Source organism: Tangfeifania diversioriginum (assembly GCF_900141875.1).
Classification (GTDB): domain Bacteria; phylum Bacteroidota; class Bacteroidia; order Bacteroidales; family Prolixibacteraceae; genus Tangfeifania; species Tangfeifania diversioriginum.
Map to the genome: position 1 here is coordinate 130516 of NZ_FQZE01000008.1, position 20931 is coordinate 151446.

Sequence of the window (20931 nt, forward strand, 5' to 3'; positions counted from 1 at the left end):
TTTTAAATAATTTATCAGCTAATGTAACGCGGTTAACGGCTTTATGAAAGGACAAATCAGGGATGCTGCTAACAGGCATAAAAAAACCGGGATGCAAAAACGATTGCACCCCGGTTGTACCCAAAAAATGAAACGCAAAAGAACAGTAAACCTCAATATATATTTCTCGGATCGGGATCATCCTGCAGGGAATGATTCTGAATAAGTTCAACAATCAGTTTTAACCGTTCAGAAAAATAGGAACGGATTTCATGGTTGTAATTAATTAAAGTATCTCCCCCTTTTTTTGCAGGGTCGTTTATGTAGTTTCCACTTTGCCAGTATTTAAGTGATTCATCGATACCGGTTAATATTTTGGTAAATTGCAGGTAGGTCATTTCAAGTTCCCTGGGTGTCATTTGCTTGTATGCATATTCTTCAACTCCTTTCGGGACCAAAAATGAATTTTGCGGAGAATATTCCAACATACTTGCATCCGGATCGAGCTGCAGTAAATTTCCCAAGTATTCGGCCCGTTCTTTAAAATACAGGAATTTTTGTTTGTTTTCGCGGTACAGGTTCGCGGCCTTATCCAGTTCGTGTTCGGGTAAATCGTTGGTGGTTGTGTGCCGCTGCCATTCATGTTCAGCGGTTATCCCATCGATGATTTGAATAAAACGGTTGTGCCATAAAATACGATCCTGCTTTGTCATCGCATTAAAGCGTCCCTTCTCTTTTTCGGGGATAGGAATAATTGAATAGTTCATGTCATTTAATTTTTGTTTTTACTTCTTTTTCCTTAATTTTGAGTTAATTAAAATTTTTTATTAACGTCAATACCGACCAGGTTACTACTAAAACCAGCTATTGAGCTGGTTCTTTTTATTGGCCTAATCGATAAAATAATTGGCTGATACCAGATTTAGCAGCGTGTTTTTGTCGCTCTTAAACATCCCCCAGTGTGGAATAAGTTTTGGCACAAAATAGCGGCTTTCACTGGCCCCGGAATTTAGTTCGCCAAATGTTTTATCGCCTTTCACGGTGGTAATGTAATCGCCAAACGGACGCGGCAAATCGCGTGAATTCACGTCGCCCCCCAATTCATTATACCGATTGAACGCGCTGCAAACATCCTGAACGATTTTCAGGGCTGCATTTTCAGTTTCATCGCGGGTGTACCAGGTGTGGTTCTCCTCGATGCTTTTTTTCATTTCATCGGGGAAAACAAATTTGCCGTCCTGGTAAATAGTATCAATTTGGTTGAGTCGCCCTTCCATCCGTGTGCGATCTACCCAAATCTTAAAGCTTATAATTTCATTTTTCAGGGAATCGAAATCCGGGAAATCTGTAATTTCAATAAGCTTCGTGCGTTTAATCCGGTTGCTGGTTGCCAGCTTTGCCAGCTCAGGTTCATTTTCGATAAAAATCGATTTTAGCAGGTAACCAATATCTTTGGCAACCAAGATCTCATTTACACGATCCGGAGTAAATGGTACGTCGAATTCGGCAAACTGGTTCTGCCACTCCCGCGCAATGCTGTTCAACTGCTGAACGGCATACTGCCAGTTGTCGGTTTCTTTCTCAATGGCCTCGTAATTACGGCCAATCAATTGTGGTGTGAAATTTTCTTTGTTCATAATCTTATTTTTATAATTTAACAATATGTTTTTTAATAGTGTATGCTCCCATCCGTTTGATCCACCACAAAAAGCCACCTGGCAGATTTAACTTCCGGTTGTTTTCGTAAAATTTGTTCGGCTCTGAATCCTGCAGTTTTCGCGTTTTTGGCATTTGTTTTTATTTCGCGGTCTTTCCGCTTTCCGTCATTTGTTACAATTCGCACCTTCACCTGGAAAGTGCGAATGCCGTTATTGAAATATCGTTTTCTTACAAGTACCATTTCATTCAAATTTTCTTTTTAAAACCGGCCCCGTGGCTGCTGCATGCAGCACACGGGAACCGGTTGGCTTAAACTCAACAAAAGCACATGAACTAAACTCTTATATTTATCCCGGCATCTTTGGCCGCCTGGAAGAATGATTTGATTGTTACACCGGATTTCCCACTTTTCAGGCAGCGGTCAAACTGTCGATCACATTCAGTTGAATTATATTCTGAATAAAACCTGCTTACCCTGTGGAAGTAATCCCGGCCGGTTTCGCCAAATTCATCAGCAAAAGCGAAAGCCAGGCGGATCCAATCTTCGTAATTCATAGTTAAATCAACCTGGTAGTTTTCAATCCTGCGGAGAACGGTTTCAACATCGCGCTGGGTGCGTGTCATGTTGGATGAAAAGGGAACCGGCTTAAAATCTTTTTTACGATTGGTTTCATTCAGCCATTTACCAGGATTAAACTTTTGGCGTTCCACTGTATATATTTCACCGGGCCAGTGCCGGTTTGAGCGTCCGTGTCGAGGGTGCATAAAAGCGTCCGGATCGTAACAGAGAAAACAAATCCTGGCAACATCGCGGCCTGATTTATCCACTTCAATTTGATAGGTTTTCTGAATATACCTGCTAATTGCATCAAACAATTGCCCGTGATTGTATTCGCCGTTGGTATTAATAGGAATAATCCATTTCAGCCCGTTGCCATTTGGGGAGGTAAAAAGCAGCTCGGTTTCAAAGTGTTTATCCTTCAATAATTGAAGTTTCAACGTTTCAACATCCTTCAATTTGTCGAAATCGATTGTGATTAATCCTGAATGTTGAATCAATCCACTTTCTTTTCGGGTGCTGAATGTGCCGGAGAATGTAACAAACGGAAATCTTTGTGCTTTAAAGTTACGGTTGGCATCCGGATCGGATATGGTTCTTAATTTTTCGGTGGCTTGTTTAAACCAGTGCCCGGTGAGTACCATGTAAACATCGGCCAAGGTAATAGATTTATACGGTTTGGTATTGGTAACCGGTTCATTGAAGTAACTGAATTTTGGAGTTTTCATTTTACTGAACTTTTGATTGTTATTTGAATTGCTTTTCATGGTTAATTTTTTACCGGGGCTTTGGGGTGTATGTGAAACTGTAAATGTTGTAAATATTGTAAATCAAAAACTGTAATTGATTGATTGTGAGATGAATAGCAAAACAACCAATGTAAATGTGCTTTTTACCCATTAATGGGCTTAACAATCTAACATTTAATGTTTTAAATTCTTTTTTGGCATATTTACAATATTTACATCGCAATAATATGTAAAGTAACCTCTTTGTAAATGTTGTAAATGAGTTGTAAATGTATTTTATATTGATTTTCATTGAGTTACTATTTTATATTTACAATATTTACAGTATTTACATATTTATCTCTACTTCATTAATTGAATAACCGTTTTCAGAACTTTGCAGCCTGAATTGGTAACAGGAACCGAAATAAAAATCAGTATAGGCATCCCCTCTTTTCTTTTGAAGGTTTGGGATAAATGGCTGGTACGATTTTGAAGTGAGCAGCATCTTCAAACTGTTATGATCTAAAAACCGTTGCCCGTTATTTTTGCAGTACCTTACATATTCAGGAAAGATACCAGGTAGTTTAATTTGAAGGATTGGCTCCTTTGATTCATCCCACTTTATATTGAAGTGGCTGTTTTTCCGGTTGTCGCTAACTTCATCACGTTTATACTCAATCAGGTTTCCATGCTTAACCCCCCAGGCAAAAGCTGTCCAGAATATGGTAATCTCATCGGTTTGTTTTAGCAGCCGGTTCTGTTCAATGGCATTATCAACCACAATGTTGGTTATCTCATTGAAGGAAAAGGGCAATTGCAGTTTTTTGATTAATAGTTTGGCCGGTGTCAGTAACAGGGCAACGTGTTTTAAAGTACGTTCGGCAAAATCAGCCTTTATAATTTCCCGTATTTCCTTCATGTTTTCATCGAAGGTCTTTTTAAAATGCTTCCTGAAATGTTCCCGGTGCTGCAGGATGTCCGTTAAAACTTTCCCGAAACCTTTGTCGTGGTTCCGTTCCAATTCATCGAAAGCTTTGCGCTGTGCATCGCTGAACTTGTTATTTTCAAAGTTCAGTAATACCATACGGGAAAGAACCGCTGTTTTTTGCGTAGGCAGGTGGTTGCCGTCCAGAATGATTGAAGATTTCACCATTGCTACCCTGGTTTTATTGTCGTTACTTTTTACACCCGTCGCCCTGCCGGAACCGTCGTAAGCCGTCAATAATAAATCCTGGTTGGCTTCATCGGTTTCCTGCGTGTATTCCTTCAGATAAAAAATACTGTTGTTCCGGCTGGCAATGGTCCGGGATAATCCTACCTGGGTAGCGTTGTTTAGCGGAATACCAATGTAATCTTTTCCAAATAAACGGAGCAGGTTTTCAACCAGCGTTGTTTTGCCGGTTCCGTAGGCTCCAAACAGGAAAAGAAACGGGAAAAATCCTACCTGTTCAAAAACAATATCCCAGAAAACGGAGAGTATTAAATAAAGTATGGCAATTCCGCCGTTGGCTTCAAAAGCTTCAAAATACAATTTACTCCATTGCTCAAAATTTAGCTTTCCTTCGATGTAAATGAATTTACGTTCACCGTCAAAATCCGGGTTGTTAATGTGTGCCATTCCGAAAGCCGGTAAATAATACTTTTGTTTTTCATTGTCCGGATCATCGATAATACCCACATCGTTTACCTGCAGTATTTTATTTTTTGATGAAAAAACGGCATTGGCAAAAGAATAAATTTGATGTTCCTTATTCCAGCCCAAAGTATCAATTACATTTGCCTGGACTTCGAAATCCATCCAGTGCCCGAAAATCCGTTTTAGCTGATAATTGTTGCCAAAAAAAGTACACTGCACACTTTTTAGAATTACCTCAAATGCATCCAGTTTCATTTCGGAGCTTTGTACTTCAACAATGTATTTTTCACCGGTGCGGCGTTGGATTTTTATAATCCGCTTGCTGTTATTAGTTCCGTTAACCAGGTGGAAAAGACTTTGGGCCACAAAATTGGAAAGTTCAATTTTTACCGTCTTTTTTCCCTTCGCCTCTTTGGTGAAATATTTACTACCATAGATATAAAATCCGTATAGTTCCAGTTCTTCATCCGGGTTCTGGCTGTCGGGTATTTCTTCTTTCAGGTAATCCATTTTTTATTTCACCTGTTTTTCATTCACCACTTTCCGGATCGCGATCCGGATAAAATCTGTAATGGTAATTTCTTCCTTTTGGCAGTACTGATCCAAAGCGGCCCGTTCATCTTTTGAAAGCCGGATTCCGATTCTCAGTGTTTTCTTTCGTACTTGTTTTAAATCGATATTTTCCATTTGTGTAAATTTTTGTTACCGCAATTTTTACATTTTGCGTTACAACCGAAAGGACAAAAAAAGAGGACTGTTTTTTCTCTTTTGTAATCCATTATTATTGGTCCGAAATTTTACTGAAAATCAAATTCAACGGACTTTTCCGACAATTACTAATTTCGCTTTTATCGGGTTTAAATACAGTCAACTCATTATCCTTTGTCACTACAGCTATTGCATTGCCAGTTTCATCGCGAATTATAAACTTTACTAAACCCCGTTGCTCCATTAAGCTAACAAGTTCATTATTGGTTAATTTTCCCAACAGCTCTTTTTTGTATTCTTCGTTCATGATTCTGATTTTTAATGATTAATAATTGTAGTTGTGGGTTATTTCGAAACTTTCATTTTTGAGGGATTGGGCTTTTCTTTCAGGTTTTCAGGTAATAGCTCCTTTACCCACTCCCTAAGCTGTTTCATTTCGGCTTTCATTTTCGCGTTTTCTGTGAGCAGTTCGCGTTCTTTTTCGGTCTGGTTCCGAGTCTCATCCTGCTCCGCTGCATAATCTTGTTTGATGTTTTCAATTAGTGATTCGAGTTCGTTTAGGAACCCAAGTACACCGAGCATTTTTTGCTCCTGTTGGGCAATTAAACCTACATCGATAAGACTGCGGTACGCGTCGTTAAAACGGCTGTGGTCAAATTCGCTTAAATCTCCAATGGTTACTTTTTTCATTTTCTTAAATTTTTAGAGGTGAATAATTATTATTTGCTTGTGGTTTCTGCTGTTTGTTCAGCGTCATGGATGAGTTGTTCGACTATCATTCGCATGTCCTTAAACTGCTGCATGGCTTCAAAAAACCAGTCTTTCGGGTCTTCGTGCCCCAGGGCAACGTGGAGTAAATAATTTTCCAGGCGATCCATGTTTTTGGTGTCTTCTTTCAAGCCCTCGATTCCGCAAAGTGAAAATTCTACTTTCATGATTTTAATTTTTAAATTATTGGTAATAAATTGGTTACAAATTCTCGTTTTTAATCACTTCAATGAGTTCCTGTTTAAGGAACCACTTCTTTTGCCCGATACCATGCTGTTTAACTAATCCGCGCTTGACGTAATTATACATCGTTTGGTAGCTCACTCCCATAAATTTAGCTGCCTGCCGGCGTGTGAGGCGTTGTTCCGGGTCGGTTGCCGGTGGTTTTGGCTGGCTGGCTGTGTGCTCATCCAGAATTTTCTGTAACCCTGCAGCAATTTCATCTGCAGTGGTGTAAATCATTATTTTTTCTTCCATAGCGTTTGACTAAAAAAGTTCGGTAACTTCGATTTCGAAATAGTCGGCAATAGCTTTTGCCTCGCTTAAAGTAGGTTCAACTTGCCCTCTGTAGATTTGTGCCCATCTACGGTTGTTAATTCCAACATGGGCGTAAAACTCAGGGCTGGGTTTAAACACAAAACATTTGTGTTCCTGGTTTGAAATAATTTCGCTTATTTTTGACATCATTTTTAAATTTATAAAATTTACATTCAGATAACTGAAAACAAATTTAAGAATTATAAAATAATATTCAAGTATTCTGAAACAAATTTTTATTAACATTGAATTGTTAATGTATATGTTTAAGTAATTTCAAAAAATCTTAAATTTGCTTTATGGAAAAGCTAAATGAGAAGTTAAAACGTCTGCGAAAGCAAAAGGGAATAAGTCAAAAACAAATTTCTGATAATGCCGGCATTTCCATAGCAGCATATTCTAATATTGAAAGTGGAACATCAAAAAGTATTTCTATTGAGGTTGGAAAAGGTATTGCACGCGCTTTAGATATTCCGTTTGTAGAATTATTTGAGATTGAAAATTCTAAATTGGTTACCCCAGAGTTGGAAAGTCAGTTAAAAAAATATGAGAAAAGAATAAATGAGTTGGAAGATACTGTTGAAAAAAATAATAAACTCATCAAATATTTAGAGAAGGAAAACAGGGATTTATACTGGAAAAAATCAGGACTTGAAATAAGAGATGAGTTAAAAACAATAGCTCAACTTAAAATAAAGATTGAAAACGCTGAAAATAAAATAGAAAAAGGTGCGTTTACTAATGCTCTTGAAATTAACATTGATATCTTAAAATCCAACATTGATGAAATTTATTCATCTGGTTATTTTTCAAAATTCGATATTCTGCAAATCATATTAGAATATGATGAAGAGTCTTATGATTTGTACGAAAAGGGTGATAATTTTGTTGAGAACTGGACCAAATATCTAAACCAATTTTTCGAAATAAGTTTAGAAAAGGTAAATAAGTTCTTAGCAGTTTATGAAGAGAAAGCCTCCCGCTCCGGCTAACAATCAACCATTTTCAAATGTCCCGCAAACAGGACAAGACGCAGATAAATTTTCTTAGGATTTAGAAATCAAACACTTAGCTGTTTTTGTGCGTGCCGGTGGCAAAAACTGATCATCATTTTTTAAAATTTTGTCCGTGTTTTGTCCCCTACAAAAGGGACAATTCACGATATTTTTTTTTAACGCGCTGTTACTGATTGGTTTCCGGCGGTGGTATTGCTGCAGTTGGTTCAAATTGGCAGTTGGTTGTTGCGTGGTTCGGGTGTAATTGGTGGGAGAGGTTCCGGCAGGTTGTCTGCGATTTGTAGGTTTAAGAAACTTCATTTTGCAGATAAATTTTTTTGGCCCCTTAGAATCAACACGTTGTAAACTCTTTATTTTGTCCCCCAGAAAAGGGACAAAACGTAGATATTTTTTTTAATGTGCTGTTGTTGAATGATTTCCGGCGGTGGTATTGCTGCAGTTGGTTCAAATTGGCAGTTGGTTGTTGCGTGGTTTGGGTGTAATTGGTGGGAGAGGCTCCGGCAGGTTGTCTACAATTTGTAGGTTAAAAAAACTTCATTTTGTGGATATTTTTTTCAATTGGCTGTATTATAGTGGGTTGCAAGAAAAGCGCAGGTAAAAAGCAGTATTTGAGCAAAAAAAGAGGGCGCAAATCTACCTGGTAGTTTCACGCCCCGGCGGTCGTCCGCCTGTTTCGTCCCCGGCTCAAAGGTAATAAAAAAGCACCGGGTTCCGGGCCCGGTGCTTTCAGTGGTTCATCGGAAATTACGGCTTTAATTTCGATACACTAATATACACATATTGTTTCCAAATGAAAGGAAATGAACTATCTACTAATCAGGGGATAGTTTCCGGCAACTATTTGCTATTGAGCAAACAGTTCAACTATATGCTGAACGGCATACGGTTGGATGAGAACCGGCCGGTTCAACTGTTGGCTGTACTGCCAATGGTTGGAAGTTTGCCAGGTGACCTGTATTGGTTGTGTAGCCAACGCAGATTTTAAAAATTCAGTACCCAAAAGTTTTAATAATGGTACCTGCATTGAGCAATGTAAAGCACGTTGTTTTCAACCTTGTAAACAAGGCGGTGTTCGCCTGTTATTCTCCGGCTCCAAAACCCCGAAAAATTTTCTTTCAGGGGTTCCGGTTTTCCGGTTCCGGTGAAGGGTGTCCGCTGGCATTCTTTAATAAGCCGGTTAATTTTTTTCAGTGTTTTTTTGTCGTTGGTCAGCCAGTACTGGTAATCTTCCCAGGCGGACCGGTCCCAAAATATATCCATGCCGGTTAATCTTCAATGAGGTTGTGTTCAGTTAAATGCTGTTTTTTATTGATATTATCCACGGCCTTTTCAAGCCTTTGGCGGTTGGCTTTGCTTTTGGTAAGGTGTAGCGTTTCCTGCATCGAATTGTATTCGCTTAACGACATCATTACAACACTCCGGTTCTTTGGCCGGTGAACAATCAGCATTTCTTCGTTATCGGTTACAGTGTCGAGGTTATTCTTTAAATTTTGTCTCAATTCTGAATAGTTAACTGCTTTCATTATCTGTTGTTTTTGTTTCGTACAAAATTAAGTACTTTTTTGTAATTCCCTGTTATTCCAGGTTATTTTTTTGAGTACCGGCCGGTTGATCCGTTGTCTGTTTTGGCAATGGTTGGAAGATTCCCAGGTGTTCAACTATGGAGATGATCTCCATAATTGAAAAGAGGCAGGATTTTATATTTCCTGCCTCTTTTGGGTTGCACTCATTTGTGGTGGTATATGTAATAACCTCAAACGGCCATTTTTTTATTCATGCTTTTGGGTGTGTTCATAAGGCTGGCATTTTTGTAATGCCGGTTTAATTTATTGGTTAATTTGTACGGCCGGTTAAAAGCTTCCTGGTTCATATTAAAATGTGCTGAAAGTTTCCGGATCGTTTCTTTCGATAAACCTTTTTGGCAATTCAGAATTTTTGAAACCGTACCTTTCGACAAACCTAAAATATTGGCCAAATCCACTGCTTTGAGGTTGTTTTCTTCCATTAACGATTTTAGCAGTTCAATTGGTGTGTGTGGGTTAAAAGAGGTGTTTTCTTCATCCCATTTTTCAATTAGCAAGGTCAGTAAATCAATTTCATCTGCTGCAGCTTCGTTATCGTTTTCCAGTAATTTTTCCAGGATGTTGCAATACGCTTTATATTGTTCATCTGTTTTTATTACGGTATATTTCAATGCTTCCATATTTCTGTTTTTAATAATTTTCAACTGTAAATTGGTTCCCGTTTTTACACAGGCTGGTATATTCAGCATGTGTTCCAATCCATTTAATAAATAAATGCACCTGGCTTTTTCCGAAATAATATTTGCAAATTAACCGGTATTTGTTGCCGGCAATATTAAATACTACCCGGTTTGAACTTTTACCCAGGATATCGGCACTGTTAAAAGTTGTAACAATGTCCTGGGGTTTATTCCAGTTGGCATATTTTATTATTTGCACCCAGCTATTGAAAGGCCCTTTGTTCAGGCTGTTTTCTTTAGTGAATGCCTCAATGGTTGCTTGCTTAATTAAATGAACTTTCATTGTTTATAGCGCAAATATATTAAAAAAGTTTCACAAAAGGAAACATTTATAGTTTTCCGAATGCTGCAGTCAGTTTTTCTTTTTTCTTCTCATCCGATATCTGCAGGTAGCGTTTCAGGGTTTTTTCCTGGGTAATGCCGGTAATGGATTTAATCATTTCAATATCCAGGCCTTTTTCATAAGCCAGGCAAATGAATGTTTTGCGGGCCGTATGGCTGCCTATCAGTTCATGCTTTGGCCTGAATTCCTTTTTCACTTCGTTTTTATGGAAGGTTTTATATTCTGTTGGGGTGTTAATTTCGGCTTTTTCACAACATTTTTTAATGTAGCTGTTCAGCCGTTGGTTTGAAAGCCGCGGCAATAACCGGTATTGTTCCGGGTAACGGTCAATAATGGTTTGTGCCTGGGGAAAGATAGGAACCGAAATTTTCCGGTTGGTCTTTTGCGTGGTAATGCTTAACGTACCGTTTGAAATATTGTTTTTTGTGAGCTGGTAAAGGTCAACATACCGTAACCCGGTAAGGCATCCGAAACAAAAGAAATCGCGGGCATGCTGCTGGGCCTTGCTTTCAAATTTGTAATCAATAAGGGTTTTCAGCTCATCCCATGTCAGATAAACAATGGTAGGTTCTTTCTCCGGTGCTGAAAAATCCGTGAATGCATCGTTAGTGTGGTATTTTCTTTTCTGGCTCCATTTCATGAATGCTTTGAATTTATCAGCAATGGCAGAAAGATAATTCCAGCTGTAATTCACATCCGGATCGGGATTGTCGAGAATGTATTCTTTGAGTTTATCCCAGAAAATGGAATCGATGCTATGCCATGCTAATTTATAGCCGGTGTTTGTTTCAAATTCTTTCAGCTTGTTATAAATGGTTTTGCGGTTCCTGTTGGTGTTATATGATTTTTCCAGCTGGCCAACTTGCAAATATTCATCATAAGCAGCCCAAAAACTCATTTCCCTGTGGCCAAAAGCAATTTTCTGGCCTTTCAGAAAAGCTTTTGCCAGCTCTGCAGTTACCGGGATGTTTCGTTGTTTGCAGCTTTTGAAATATTCCTTTGCATGGTTTTGGAGCTGATCCAAACGGGCGTTAATTGCTTCGTGGTTGTTGTCGGGTTCGTATGGTTTGGGTTTAATTACCCTTTCCGTTTTGGGGTTCCAGAAGCGTGGTTTAACTTTCTCAACTGTCTTTCTTATTTTCGTGCCCTGGATTGAAATATTTGCTTTTATCGGAGAATAGCCGTTTTTGTCTTTCAGGGTTTTCTTCCAATCAATTTTCACATCGGTTTTTTTGATTCCCGGTATATAATACGTAATATTAGGCATGGTTTTTCAATTAAGTAATCAAAACAGCTCAAAAAAAAAGTTACCATTTTTGTTACCAATTTAGGGAAATAAGTATTAAAAACAATGGCAAAACCAAAATAATATTTTCCACCTTTTGAGTTGATAAACAGATTTTTAACTACAAACCGAAATATTACAAAAAATACAGGTAGATTCCCACTCCGGGTACACACAGCACCTTGTTTTTTCAAGGTGCTTTTTTGTTTTAACTAAAAATTACCTCAAGCTCAACATAAAATTAAATTTTAGCCAATAATCCTAATTCCAGGCATACATCCCTTTTCTTTCGTAAATTTGCTTATATAAACTGCGATACGTCAAAATTATGAAAAAACTCGATACCAAATTGATGCACCCCCGCGACCAAATTATCCTAATCATCGACAAAATTTATAAAAGTGGTTTAACTACAACGTCAGGCGGAAATGTTTCCATAATTGACCAAAGTGGCGATATCTGGGTAACTCCGTCAGCCGTCGATAAAGGCTCGTTGAGACCTTCCGACATTGTAGTAGTGCGGAAAGACGGGACCATTGAAGGGCGACACAAACCGTCGTCGGAATATCCGTTTCACCGTGCCATTTACGAAGCACGGCCCGATATAAAAGCCATTGTGCATGCTCACCCGCCGGCACTGGTTTCGTTCAGTACCGTGCGGCAAATTCCGAATACGAACATTATTCCGCAGGCAAAATATGTTTGCGGGGGAATTGGTTATGCCCCCTACGAACTGCCCGGCAGCGAAGAGCTGGGCAATAAAATCGCCGACGAATTTATCAAAGGCTTCAATGCAGTGATTATGGAAAACCATGGAACAGTGGTTGGCGGCAGTGATTTACGCGACGCCTTCCAGCGTTTTGAAACCCTTGAATTTTGCGGGCGAACCATTATTTATGGAAATACAATAGGCACTCCCAATTATTTAACCGATGCTGAAATTGAAGAGTTTGAAAATCAGATTCCACGTCTGCTTCCCGAAATGAGCCACGTGGAACATCCATCAGAGGAACGGGCTATCCGTCAGGAAATTAAAAAAATTGTGCATCGTGCCTGCAAACAGGGAATGATGATTAGTTCCTACGGAACGGTGTCTGTACGCTGGCGTGAAAATGATTTTTTGATAACCCCAACCGATGTAGCAAGGTGGGATATTCAAAACGATGACATTGTACAAATTAAAGGTGGGAAGCGCGAGCCGGGAAAAACCCCGAGCCGTTCAACCTGGTTGCACCAGGAAATTTATCGCCGCAACCCGGGAATCAATTCGATAATTCTGACGCAGACACCTTACTTAATGGCTTACAGCGTAACCGATGAAAAACTGGATGTACGCACCATTCCCGAAAGCTGGATTTTTTTGCAGGATGTGCCGAATGTGCCGTTTGGCTCCCACTTTGCCGGCGAAGAAACGATTTTGAATGTGTTATCTGAAAACACCCCGGCTGTTATTATCAACAACGATTCGGTGCTGGTTACAGGCGATAAACTGCTGGGAACTTTCGACCGGTTAGAAGTGGCCGAATTCAGCGCCAAATCGCTTACAATGGGAGCCTCGCTGGGTAAACTGGTTCCCATTAATAATGACCAGGTGGAAGCGTTGCGGAAGAAATTTCTGGGGTAAGATTTTTAGCCCCGGATTACACGAATTTGCACGAATAAATTAGTGTTCATCCGTGGCTAAGATCTATTTATACAACTTTTTCTTTGTTATTTCTTTCTGAAAAAGTGTTTCCGGATTGTTATAAAACTCCACAAAATTTTCGGAATCGGCGCTGCCCTTGTAGGGTGCAAAGGCCCCGTGGCTGGCAGGATTCCATGGATTTCTCCAAACCATAAAATAAGAAAGATCGAACGGCTTCAGCGTTTCCAGAACTTGAGTCCACCAGTTATGATTTTGCGCAATGGGCCCGCCGGCTTCGGTAACGGCGGCAATTTTTTCCTTTTCGCTGGCAAGAGTTGTTAGCATTTCCGCGCAGTTTTTCATAGTTGGCAAATAATCCGGGCCGCGGTCATATAAGTCGAAACCAAGCAAATCAACAATGTCGTCCCCCGGGTAGCGTTTTAGGTATTCCTCAGTTGAAGTAAACCGGTCGGTGGAGTATGCATACAATACATGGTGGATGTTTTTTTCTTTTTGCAAATAATCTACTGTAAAATGCCACAGCGAAGTGTATTCTTCCACTGTGCACAGGTCTTTCCCCCACCAGAACCAGGATCCTGTGTGTTCGTGGAACGGACGGAAAATGACCGGGATTAAGGTCCCGTTAGCGGTTTTTAATCCGTTCAGAAAATCCGCCATTTTATCGAGGTACTGTTTAAAAAGTTCATGTTTTTTGCCACCCGGAAGAATGGATTTTACCACTTCTTTCGAGGACGTGTCCCACGAACTTCCGCCTGTGAGCGGATTTCGCAGGTGCCAGCTTATGGTGTTCACTCCTCCCCTTTCATACACTGTTTTTATCCAGCCCTGAATGCGGTCGAAATGCACCGAATCGAGGCTGTACGCATCGCCCAGCTCCAGGTGGCCCAGCTCCCAGCCGTAAACTGCCGGATAGTCGCCCACCACATCTTTCACATCCGAGCGGCCTTCTTCGTACACCCAGCCAATTCCATAAGCCAGGTCGTCCTGGTGCCCGAACATCATGCCTTCCTGTTGTACTTTCAGGAGATTCTTATAAAGATTCACGGTTTCGGGGGTTGCCTGCGGATCTGACGGAATTGGTTGAGCCGTCGAATACAGGCAGGCTAAAAGAAGGAACAAGGTTGGAAAATAATTTTTCATCGCAGATTTCTTATTTATACATGTATTAATTTGCCCTGAAATTGAACCACAGTTTTATCGGGTAATTTTCATCTCCGGTATGTCCGCCAAAATGGCCTTTGCCACTTTGCGGGCCCAGTGCTTCAGGCGTTTTAAACTTTGTTCCGATGGCCGGGATTTCATATAAAAATGACAAGTCGCCTTCGGGGAAAGGCGGGTGCGTGCCACCGGCCACATGTTTTGGCTCCTTAGGTGTAAATAGCTGGAAAAACAGGTTGGGAGTTTCGGAAATCACTGTAAAATCCGATTCGGTGGTTTCCAGTGTGGCCCAGTATAAATTGCCGTGATAACCCTTAAATTCAGGGTAAACAAGATTGTTGAAACTTTCGCCCGTAATGGTGTTGTTATACGCTTTTTCCCAAACTCCAATGTTGCTGCCTTTCAGCCGGTTTTTCCAGACACGGTAAGGCCCGCGGCCCATCCATTTCATGCCGGTGCATTTTTCTTCAGGATAATTGAAAGAGATTCCAATAAAATCAACTTCTCTGACCCATTTTTTCAGCTGACTCGCTTCCAGTTTCAGCAGCCCGTTTTTATGGAGTTTCCAGGTCATTTTTTCAGGGAAATTGTTGGTTGTAATTCCAAAAATAAAATTGCCTTCTGCATTTTTTTCCCAGGTGGTGCCGGTTATTTCTGAATCTGCTCCTGCCGGAACCGGCCCGCCATTCAGCGAAATATTTCCATTGTTGTTTTTTACCGCCAGCAAAGTACCTTTTTCTTTGCTGAAAGTGACTTCAATACTGCCTGCAACGGCAGTAACTGATTGTTCATTTTCAATAATTGTTATTTCATCTTTTTTCCCATTGACAGCCAGTTCTGCGGCTTTTTCATCCGGCTGAACCACTGGCCAGCTCCAGGTGTGCAACTCATGTCCATGCGGATCGATAGCTTTAAAGAGAAAAAGATCGGCTTCCTGCAATGTTTTCTGGCAGTCGGTTTTCAGGGCCACTGTTTCTCCGGGGGCAGCTTCCGGACTGGTTAATATTCCGGAACCCACAACTTTTTCTTTAACGCTGCCGATTTCAGTTTTTACAGCCCTCCAGCTAAACCCGCAATCTTTCAAATCGGTGTAGATGAATTTATTTTCCAGAAAAAGTTTTCCATCCCATTTCCGGTTGATGATAACCGGTTTTACCTGCACCGGCGACCAGATTTCTTTGATAGTGTAAAAACTTCCTTCCTTTTCGCGGTGAGGCCCCAAAATGCCGTCTGGAGCGTGGTTTCTGTCGGCATCGTAAACCGTTCCTTCCAAATCGGTGCGTAGAATGGCTTCGTCCGCCAGCACCCACAAAAACCCACCGGCATGCAGCGGCGAGGTTTCGTAGTTTCGCCAGTAATCTTCGAGTCCCGCGCCATGCCCGCCGTCATAAAGCCCGTGCAGCAGTTCGGTGGCCATAAACGGATCGTTGCCGTTGCCAAAGCGGCCGATGGCGTAATCAAATTCCGGGTAGTGGTGCGTATCGGCTCCGTTGCGAAGCAGCCACGGATACAAAACCGGCCTGTTTTGAATATCGTATTGATGAAATCCTTTTTCGTTGGCAAAGTTCCAGCCGCCTTCGTTGCCGTGGTTCCAGATAACTACACTGGGGTGATTTTCATCTTTCAGAATAGTTTCCTTCACCAGTTTTGGCCCAACTATGGTATCGTAGCCATCCTGCCAGCCGGTGACTTCGTTCAGCACAAAAAGTCCGAGCGAATCGCACAGTTCGAGAAAACGTTTATCGGGCACGTAATGTGAGCAACGAACAGCATTCATGTTCATTTCCTTCATCAGCCGGATGTCAGTGAGGTGGTTTTCTTCACTCAGCGCCCGGCCGGTTTCGGGCCAGAACGAGTGGCGGTTCACCCCTTTAAAAACCACTTTTTCGCCGTTGATGTAAAAACCGTCATGTTCCCTTAATTCCATGGTTCTGAAGCCGATTCGTTCGGTTACCTCATGAATGGTTTCACTACTTTTTTTGAGTGAAATCTTAACATCGTACAAGTTTGGCCATTCGGGACTCCACGGTTTAATATTTTTTAATTTGCCTGAAATCCATGTTTCGGTTTCTCCCTTATTTATTTCTGATTCAATATTTTCTGAAATTTTAGTTCCTTCCAAATCGAATAGTTCTGCAGTTATTTTGTAGTCGTTTTTTGAATCATTCAGAACAATAAACGATTTAAAAGTGCCGTCGGCTTTGGCATCAATGGCCGTTCGGCTCATGTGGATTTCTGGCAAAACTTCAAGAAAAACCGGGCGGAAAATGCCGCCGAAAATCCAGAAATCGGCTTGGCGTTCGGCGCGGTTTACCGACTCGTTGGCCGAATGTTTGGCCACATCCACCTCCAGCAGGTTAGTCTGGCCGTATTTTACCAATTTGCTGATGTCGTATTTAAACCGGTAAAATGCGCCCTGATGGATTTCACCCGCCGGCTTTCCGTTGATTTTTACTTTGGTGTCGGTCATGGATCCATCGAAAACAATATTCACGGTTTTGCCTTTCCATTCACGTGGAACATCAAATTCATGTTTGTACAAACCATGTTCTTTTCCCAGCTTAATTTCTTCGTTGCGCCAGTCGTGGCCATAGTTGTATGTGCCAAAACCTTCCAGTTCCCAGTTCGACGGCACCGGAATGGTGGTCCATTCGCCGCTGTTCCTGCCATCGGTACATAAGAAATCCCACTCCACCGTGTTGGTAGCGTCGGTTCCTGAGAGGAAAACGATTTGGGTTTGCTGGGAGAATGCGCTAATACTCAATAGTAAAGAAGAAATAATAGCTAGCAGATGGATTCGTTTCATTTTTTAAGATTTTTATTTCAGTTTGATATTTTATGTTTTTATGATTTTATCAATGGTAGAATATAATCTTTCAAAACAATTTTATTCTTCTACCAGGCTTCCCCACCAGTTGTTTCCTGGCTCAAAATCTTTGGATAGAGACTTCATCCGTTGTTTTTCCAGTTGCGGCAGGCGTTGGTTTCTCACCCATTCCAAATGTTTTCGTTCTGCCTCTTCGTTGTATTCGGGGTCTTTTTCAGGAAAGCGGGCACTCACTTCATTCAGATAAGAAAAAAGTTGTTGACTAAGCTGTTTTGTCAATTCCGGGTTTTCTGTCGAAACATCGGTGGTTTCTTCCAAATCGGTTTCCAGGTTGTACAATTCTTCCCGCCCATCTTCGTAATAATGAATCAGTTTCCAGTCGCCCAACCGGATGATGGAGGAAGGTTGTCCGCCCTGGTTTCCGTAGTGCGGGTAGTGCCAAATGAGTGGTCGCTCGTCGATTGTGCCGCCGTTTAACAGTGGCACCAGGCTGACACCATCGGTATGTTCTTTGGGCCGCAAATTGGCTCCTGCAAGTTCCAGCAGAGTAGGGTAGAAGTCGGTTCCGGTAACGGGTGTCGTGTTTTTTTGTCCGCCCTGCATTCCGGGAATTTTTATAAAATATGGTTCGCGGATGCCGCCCTCAAACTGGTAACCTTTTCCTGCCCGCAACGGTTTGTTTGATGTGGCAAACGCATCACCGGCAGCCACTCCACCATTGTCCGACGTAAAAATTACAACCGTATTTTCATTCAATCCCATTTCATCAAGAGCTTTCAGCACCTCGCCCACAGCGTCGTCCATTGCTTCCACCAGTCCGGCGTAAACCGGGTTGTCCTGCACCTGCCGGATGGGCAAAAAATGACCCATTTCAAACCCGGTTTCGGCAATTCCCATCGCTTCGGCTTTGTCGCGGTATTTGGCCCATTTTTTCTGCGTGGTTTGCAGCGGCGCATGAACGGCATAGAACGAGAGAAAAGCGAAAAATGCAGTGTCCTGGTTTTCCTTCATAAAATCGACGGTCTCTTTCGCAAGTCGCATCGAAAGATTTTGACCGTCGGAACCGCTTTCGAGATTGGGATTTTCCCACGGGGCAAAAAATCCGCCATGTGGACTACCTACATCCCAGCCCCCTTTGTTGATGTCAAAACCGTGATCTTCGGGCCAGGAACCTTTGCTTCCGAGGTGCCACTTTCCGGCAAAAAAAGTTTTGTAACCAGCTTCTTTTAATGCTTCTGGCAGGGTAACATGTTCGTGAGGCAGATTATGGACGTATTCCGGAGGAAGCAATTGATTATGTCTTCCCTGCTTGCGCCATGCTTCGCCGGTGCTTGCGCCAATCCAGTCGGTTATTCCGTGTCGGGCTGTAAATTTTCCACTCATGATACTGGCCCGCGACGGACTGCAAACCTGGCAGTTGGCGTATCCATCGGTAAAAATCATTCCTTCGTTGGCAATCCTGTCGATGTTGGGCGTTTCATAAAAATCGCTACCCATGCAGCTTAAATCGTGGTAACCTAAATCATCGGCCAGGATGAAAAGGATGTTGGGTTTATTCGGTTCCTCCACTTTTGTTTGGCAAGCACTTAAAGTCAAAAGGTAAATTATTGCAAGAAGTAAAGTATATTTCATTCTAGCTAAGTATTTTGATTTTTAAAAAGATAGTGATTGTCCAGAAATTGTTGAATTTTTTTATCCAATGTCCAAAGTTTGGAGTTGGAGAAAATAGTGGCTGTAATTATGCAGGAATCAATAAGTCCAATTCCTTTACTGATTAATTTTTCTCGCTGTGAAAACTCGCCAGCCAAAATGTAAAGGTTTTCTATCTCCGCATTTGGAACAAGCTCAAAATAGGATTTTAGCATTTTTACTTCTTTTCCAGTACGAGCTCCTTGTAGCAATTCTGCAAAAATCAACTCAATCGTTAGTATCTCATTTTTTTCCAGCAAGTTTTGAATAGAATCGAAATATTTTTGGTTTCCTTTAAAATATTCTATCCAAACCGATGTATCAACAATAATGCTCATTACTGTCTGTTGATATTTCTTATTTCCTCAGCAGTATATTCAAAATGAATCGGATTTTTTTTAATTGATTCATTCAGTTTTTTTAACTTTTGTAATCTGATATACTCATTTAGAGCAACTTTCAGCGTCTCCGTAATAGTAGATGCCTTAGAATATTTCATAGCATCTTTTATAACATTTTCATCTATTATCGCAGTTACTTTCATAATTCAATTTTTATACGATGCAATATACGATTAAATATCGCATAACAAAAATGTTGCCTAATCTTTTCAATTACAATATTTTATTACTGCAAATATCCCGTTGCATCAAAAGTAAACACTTCCGATTCGATCCGGGCATTTTTCATGATTTCTGAAAGTTCTTTCACGATTTCGGGATGCTGTTCAGCCACATTGTTTTGCTCGCCCAAATCAGTTTCAAGATTGTACAGTTCGGTGGTTGTTTTTTCCGGATCGAGCACATTGTATTTTACCAGTTTCCAGTTGTCTTTCCGCACCGCCTGGCGGCCTCCACGTTCATGAAATTCCCAGTACATGTATTCGTGTTCCTTCTGCTCCTCTTCATTTCCCAAAAGTGTTGGCAGAAAAGAAATTCCGTTGATATCTTCAGGAACACTGGCTCCTGAAATTTCTGTTACAGTTGGAAATAGATCCCAAAAAGCAGAGATGTGATCGGTTTGGCTGCCGGCTACAATTTTTCCATTCCAAACGGCAATCATCGGCACCCGGATGCCCCCTTCGTAGAGATCGCGTTTGTATCCTTTCAGCGGACCATTGCTGTCGAAATAATCCGGGTCGGCGCCGCCTTCCATGTGCGGACCATTATCGGAAGTAAAAATAATGAGGGTATTTTCATAAACACCCAGTTCTTTCAATTTTGCAATAATTTCGCCAACCTGCATATCCAGGTAATCCACCATTGCCGCGAAAGCTGCGTGAGATTCCGGTTGCGAGCCGTATGCTCCATTTCTGAATCCTTCTTCACCTGCATCCACACCTTCATAAATTTTTTCGGGCTCAAATTTCCCCCGGTATTTTTCCATGTACTCCTCCGGCGCATACAATTCAGCATGGGGAATAATAGAAGGATAATACATAAAAAACGGTTTGTCTTTATTGTTTTCCAGGAATTTCATGGCGTGTTCCTGAATGATTTCCGGTCCGTAGGTCCCAGATTGTGTGCCTGAGTTTCCTTCCAGCATCACCTTTTCCTGGTTGTGCCACATGTGGTACGGATAGTAGTGATGCCCGATTCGCTGGCAGTTGTACCCGTAAAATTCATCGAATCCCTGGTTGTTCGGGTCGCCTTCTGACCCCGGATAACCAAGTCCCCATTTTCCAAAAGCGCCGGTTACGTATCCTGCATCCTGAAGTGTTTCGGCCATTGTTACCGCTTCAGCTTCCAGTGGGTACTGTCCTTCGGGTTGCCACTCTTTATTGCCACGAATGAAAGTGTGGCCGGTGTGCTTGCCGGTCATGAGCGACGAACGCGAAGGCGCACAAACGGTGGAGCCTGAATAATGCTGGGTAAACTTCATTCCGTTTTCAGCCAGATTATCGATGTTGGGTGTTTCAAAATGGGTTTGACCGTAACAACTCAAATCGCCGTAACCTAAATCATCGGCAAGGATGTAAACGATGTTGGGTTTTGCAGGTGTTGTTTCTTCTTTGCTTTGATTTTGACATGAAGTGAAAATTAAGGCAATGGCAATTGCAAGCAGGATGATTGATTTTTTCATGAGACGAAATGCTTTATTTAGTTTCAGATTAATGACGATATAAACC

General features: G+C 41.2%; 24 protein-coding genes. 2 read left to right on the forward strand and 22 right to left on the reverse strand.

The annotated features are described in order from the left end of the window. Positions 1–152: 152 nt before the first annotated feature. The 11 genes from BUC07_RS07170 to BUC07_RS07215 all read right to left on the reverse strand — a co-directional run bounded on the left by BUC07_RS07170 (position 153) and on the right by BUC07_RS07215 (position 6727). The gene (locus tag BUC07_RS07170) at positions 153–746 is read right to left on the reverse strand and encodes a hypothetical protein (protein ID WP_139279503.1); all 594 of its coding nucleotides are present in this window, start codon (positions 744–746) and stop codon (positions 153–155) included. Between the two features lie 123 nt (positions 747–869). Further along, positions 870–1616, reverse strand: coding sequence for a hypothetical protein (locus tag BUC07_RS07175; protein ID WP_073167857.1), 747 nt, complete (start codon positions 1614–1616; stop codon positions 870–872). A gap of 32 nt (positions 1617–1648) precedes the next feature. Beyond that, complete coding sequence (locus BUC07_RS07180; protein ID WP_073167859.1) at positions 1649–1879, reverse strand: hypothetical protein; 231 nt, start codon at positions 1877–1879, stop codon at positions 1649–1651. A 92-nt stretch (positions 1880–1971) separates the two neighbouring features. Next, positions 1972–2925, reverse strand: coding sequence for a BT4734/BF3469 family protein (locus BUC07_RS07185; protein WP_175552485.1), 954 nt, complete (start codon positions 2923–2925; stop codon positions 1972–1974). Positions 2926–3274: 349 nt separating this feature from the next. Further along, on the reverse strand, positions 3275–5074 hold the full coding sequence (locus tag BUC07_RS07190; protein WP_073167863.1) for a DUF927 domain-containing protein: 1800 nt from the start codon (positions 5072–5074) through the stop codon (positions 3275–3277). 3 nt (positions 5075–5077) lie between these two features. Continuing rightward, positions 5078–5251, reverse strand: coding sequence for a ribbon-helix-helix protein, CopG family (locus tag BUC07_RS20625; protein ID WP_139279504.1), 174 nt, complete (start codon positions 5249–5251; stop codon positions 5078–5080). A gap of 94 nt (positions 5252–5345) precedes the next feature. Continuing rightward, the gene (locus BUC07_RS07195) at positions 5346–5579 is read right to left on the reverse strand and encodes a hypothetical protein (RefSeq protein ID WP_073167865.1); all 234 of its coding nucleotides are present in this window, start codon (positions 5577–5579) and stop codon (positions 5346–5348) included. Positions 5580–5617: 38 nt separating this feature from the next. Then, complete coding sequence (locus tag BUC07_RS07200) at positions 5618–5962, reverse strand: hypothetical protein (RefSeq protein ID WP_073167867.1); 345 nt, start codon at positions 5960–5962, stop codon at positions 5618–5620. Positions 5963–5991: 29 nt separating this feature from the next. Then, positions 5992–6207 (reverse strand): hypothetical protein, encoded by a 216-nt coding sequence (locus BUC07_RS07205; protein ID WP_073167869.1) that lies wholly within the window; start codon positions 6205–6207, stop codon positions 5992–5994. A gap of 34 nt (positions 6208–6241) precedes the next feature. Beyond that, a complete protein-coding gene (locus tag BUC07_RS07210; protein WP_073167871.1) occupies positions 6242–6517 on the reverse strand; it encodes a helix-turn-helix domain-containing protein in 276 nt (91 codons plus the stop codon). Positions 6518–6526: 9 nt separating this feature from the next. After that, positions 6527–6727, reverse strand: coding sequence for a helix-turn-helix domain-containing protein (locus tag BUC07_RS07215; RefSeq protein ID WP_139279505.1), 201 nt, complete (start codon positions 6725–6727; stop codon positions 6527–6529). A 149-nt stretch (positions 6728–6876) separates the two neighbouring features. Here BUC07_RS07215 and BUC07_RS07220 point away from each other — a divergent pair, with 149 nt between their 5' ends. Beyond that, positions 6877–7569 (forward strand): helix-turn-helix domain-containing protein, encoded by a 693-nt coding sequence (locus BUC07_RS07220; protein ID WP_073167875.1) that lies wholly within the window; start codon positions 6877–6879, stop codon positions 7567–7569. A gap of 1029 nt (positions 7570–8598) precedes the next feature. Here the strand turns inward: BUC07_RS07220 and BUC07_RS07235 are convergent. The 5 genes from BUC07_RS07235 to BUC07_RS07255 form a co-directional block, all read right to left on the reverse strand. Then, on the reverse strand, positions 8599–8853 hold the full coding sequence (locus tag BUC07_RS07235) for a Txe/YoeB family addiction module toxin (RefSeq protein ID WP_073167882.1): 255 nt from the start codon (positions 8851–8853) through the stop codon (positions 8599–8601). Between the two features lie 5 nt (positions 8854–8858). Beyond that, a complete protein-coding gene (locus BUC07_RS07240) occupies positions 8859–9116 on the reverse strand; it encodes a type II toxin-antitoxin system Phd/YefM family antitoxin (protein ID WP_073167884.1) in 258 nt (85 codons plus the stop codon). 230 nt (positions 9117–9346) lie between these two features. Further along, positions 9347–9796, reverse strand: coding sequence for a helix-turn-helix domain-containing protein (locus tag BUC07_RS07245; protein WP_073167935.1), 450 nt, complete (start codon positions 9794–9796; stop codon positions 9347–9349). Between the two features lie 10 nt (positions 9797–9806). After that, entirely contained in the window at positions 9807–10139 is a 333-nt protein-coding gene (locus BUC07_RS07250) for a type II toxin-antitoxin system HigB family toxin (RefSeq protein WP_073167886.1), read from the reverse strand. 46 nt (positions 10140–10185) lie between these two features. Continuing rightward, a complete protein-coding gene (locus BUC07_RS07255; protein ID WP_073167888.1) occupies positions 10186–11466 on the reverse strand; it encodes a site-specific integrase in 1281 nt (426 codons plus the stop codon). Between the two features lie 346 nt (positions 11467–11812). Here BUC07_RS07255 and BUC07_RS07265 point away from each other — a divergent pair, with 346 nt between their 5' ends. After that, on the forward strand, positions 11813–13108 hold the full coding sequence (locus BUC07_RS07265; protein ID WP_073167892.1) for a class II aldolase/adducin family protein: 1296 nt from the start codon (positions 11813–11815) through the stop codon (positions 13106–13108). A gap of 63 nt (positions 13109–13171) precedes the next feature. Here BUC07_RS07265 and BUC07_RS07270 read toward each other — a convergent pair whose 3' ends face one another. The 6 genes from BUC07_RS07270 to BUC07_RS07295 all read right to left on the reverse strand — a co-directional run bounded on the left by BUC07_RS07270 (position 13172) and on the right by BUC07_RS07295 (position 20885). Further along, positions 13172–14269, reverse strand: a complete 1098-nt coding sequence (locus BUC07_RS07270) for a glycoside hydrolase family 26 protein (protein ID WP_073167894.1) — start codon at positions 14267–14269, stop codon at positions 13172–13174. A gap of 25 nt (positions 14270–14294) precedes the next feature. Next, positions 14295–17093, reverse strand: coding sequence for a glycoside hydrolase family 2 TIM barrel-domain containing protein (locus tag BUC07_RS07275; RefSeq protein ID WP_073167896.1), 2799 nt, complete (start codon positions 17091–17093; stop codon positions 14295–14297). A gap of 81 nt (positions 17094–17174) precedes the next feature. Then, positions 17175–18746 (reverse strand): sulfatase, encoded by a 1572-nt coding sequence (locus BUC07_RS07280; RefSeq protein WP_073167898.1) that lies wholly within the window; start codon positions 18744–18746, stop codon positions 17175–17177. Between the two features lie 5 nt (positions 18747–18751). Then, on the reverse strand, positions 18752–19141 hold the full coding sequence (locus tag BUC07_RS07285) for a PIN domain-containing protein (protein WP_073167900.1): 390 nt from the start codon (positions 19139–19141) through the stop codon (positions 18752–18754). Beyond that, positions 19141–19347, reverse strand: coding sequence for a type II toxin-antitoxin system VapB family antitoxin (locus BUC07_RS07290; RefSeq protein ID WP_073167902.1), 207 nt, complete (start codon positions 19345–19347; stop codon positions 19141–19143). Before BUC07_RS07290 ends, BUC07_RS07285 begins: the two co-directional genes overlap by 1 nt. Positions 19348–19430: 83 nt before the next feature. Continuing rightward, positions 19431–20885 carry an arylsulfatase gene (locus tag BUC07_RS07295; RefSeq protein WP_073167904.1) on the reverse strand — a complete coding sequence of 485 codons (1455 nt, stop codon included), beginning with the start codon at positions 20883–20885 and terminating at the stop codon, positions 19431–19433. Positions 20886–20931: the final 46 nt, after the last annotated feature.